Genomic DNA, 2,294 nt, shown 5'->3' on the forward strand with positions numbered 1-2,294 from the left:
TAGTTCGGTGCCATGGGGGCGCGGCCGCGCCCCCATGGCACCGAACTACCCCGTCCCCGATGAGGACACCCACTTTAGAGCAGAAGGCCCCAGATGACGGCGATGATATAGAGCAGCGCGAGGATGATCACGTTCTCGCGCGCGTTGTGGTTCGTACGGAACAGCACCAGAAAGCCCACGCCCGCGCTCACGAGCGTGCCGGCCATGAGCGCGCCGAACCCGAGCACGCCCTCCAGATAGAGCTGCGTGATGACCACGCTCGCTGCGCAGTTGGGGATGAGACCCACGAGCGCGCTCGCGAACACCGACAGCGTGGAGTTCGCGGACAGGAAGTCGGCAAGCGCGTCCTCCCCCACCGTCTCGAGCACCGCCACGAGCACGAACGTCACGATGAAGATGAAGACGCTGACCTGGATGGTGTGCGACAGCGCGCTGCGCACGATCGGCCACACGCCGCCATGCGCGTGGTCGTGCCCGTGGTCATGGCCCGCATGACCATGCCCGTGCTCATGCTCATGGTCGTGGTCGTGCGCATGCCCGGCATCCGCGCGACCGTGGCTGTCATCGCACCCGCAGTGGTCGTACTCACACAGAAGGTGGATCCGGTCGGCCGACTCGCCAGCCGTCGCCATCTCGTCGATCAGGTCCTGACCGGCACCCGTCCCCTCGGCGGACCCGCGCGCAAACCGCCGCAGGGCTCCGTGGACGCGCGGGCTGCGGCGCAGCGCACGCAGACCGATATCGATCAGAAGGCCCGTCACCGCCGCGACGGCCGCCTTGGCAAGCAGGATGAGGGCAAGCTGGCCCGCGTCGGTGCGCTCGGCCAGAAGCATGGGCAGCATCTCGTCAGAGGTCGACAGGAACACGCCCACGAGCGTGCCGAGCGTGATGACGCGGCCAGCGTAGAGTGTGGCCGCCATGGCGGAAAACCCGCACTGCGGCACGATGCCGAGCAGTGCGCCCACCACGGGCCCGGCGGCGCCGGCACGACGTACCGCGCCGTTCACGCGCTCGCCCGCCGCATGCTCGAGCACCTCGAGTACCAGATACGTCACCAGCAAAAACGGCACGAGCGGCAGCGTGTCCTCCCACGCGTGCAGGATGAAATGGGTTATATCTTCCATGGAGCGACGCTCCCTTTCGTATAATCGTTTTTCGCGCACGTACAAGGTTAGTACCCCGATGTGCGCGCCCTCTGTGGAATAGCGGCAAACATCTGCGGTATCGCCACAGGTTCCGGTATTGTAGCTACGCTAGTTTCATATGGCAAACTATTCACAAGAACAGGAGATGGCCAGCTTGAACGTCAACCAGGCACTTGAATACTCGATGCAACCCTTTATCCCCATGTTCATCTACGGCGACTACGACGCCATGGAGTCCGAGCGCCAGCGCGGTGAAGAGGCCATGAAGGCCCTCATCGACGAGTGGCGCGCAAACGACGAGCCCGGCTTCTCCTTCGACGTGATCCTGGAGCTCGCAGACCGCAACCGCGAGCTGTGCGACCAGATCGGCGAGGCGCGTCTGCGCAACCTCTCCTCCCCGCTGCTCGCCCGCTCGCTCAGCGATGCCGACACCTGCGCCGGCATCGGCAAGCTGCAGGGCCGCGGCGCGAACGTCATCGCCCGCGCCGTCCGCGGCGACCGCGACGCCTACGCGGTCGAATGGGTGCGCAAACCCATCAAGGGCTGCGTGCTCGGCATCGACATCGAGACCACGGGTCGCGCGCCGGAGCGCGGCTACATCATCAACGTGGGCTGGGAGATCATGGAGATGACGAGCGACGCCGTCCCGCATGACGCCGAGGCCCACTACTGCGGCCTTCCCGAGATGTACCGCGAGGCCGGCGTGCCACTGGCCGACATCCACCACATCACGTGGGCGGACGTCGACGGGCAGATCCCGTTCCGCCAGAACACCCCGCTGCACAAGACGCTGCTGAAACTCATGAAGAAGTACCCCTACATGGCGCACAACGCCGCCTTCGAGGACTCCTGGTTCATGATGCACCTGCCCGGCTACGCCGAGGCACGCCGCGCGGGCAAGATCATCCCCATCGACACACGCCAGATCTGCCGCTCCATCGACGAGGAGGTCCGCACGCTTCCGCGCGAGAGCGCCCCGGCATCGCTCGAGAACTGGGCGCGCCGCCGCGGCACGCTGGCCGCCGACGCCGACGAGCGCCATCTGGGCCTCGAGGACACCGACCTCATGCTCCGCACCGTCCAGGCGGAGTTCAATCGCAAGAGCATGTTCAAGGCGTAATTCCGTTGCAGGGGGTGTCCTCTGGGGGG

2 protein-coding genes are annotated in these 2,294 nt (G+C 66.0%); one reads left to right on the forward strand and one right to left on the reverse strand.

The genetic code is table 11. The features are described from left to right. Positions 1 to 74: 74 nt before the first annotated feature. Positions 75 to 1,124 (reverse strand): putative manganese transporter, encoded by a 1,050-nt coding sequence (locus H6A21_RS10685; protein WP_204562767.1) that lies wholly within the window; start codon positions 1,122 to 1,124, stop codon positions 75 to 77. A 175-nt stretch (positions 1,125 to 1,299) separates the two neighbouring features. On the opposite strand from H6A21_RS10685, the gene H6A21_RS10690 reads away from it, so the two are divergent. Continuing rightward, positions 1,300 to 2,265 (forward strand): 3'-5' exonuclease, encoded by a 966-nt coding sequence (locus tag H6A21_RS10690; RefSeq protein WP_204562768.1) that lies wholly within the window; start codon positions 1,300 to 1,302, stop codon positions 2,263 to 2,265. Positions 2,266 to 2,294 lie beyond the last annotated feature (29 nt).

Origin of the sequence: Collinsella tanakaei (genome assembly GCF_016902615.1) — a bacterium.
GTDB lineage: Bacteria > Actinomycetota > Coriobacteriia > Coriobacteriales > Coriobacteriaceae > Collinsella > Collinsella tanakaei_A.

Excerpts from the sequence above, each read along its gene's own strand:
- H6A21_RS10685 (WP_204562767.1), bottom strand. The coding sequence starts at position 1,124 with ATGGAAGATATAACCCATTTCATCCTGCACGCGTGGGAGGACACGCTG.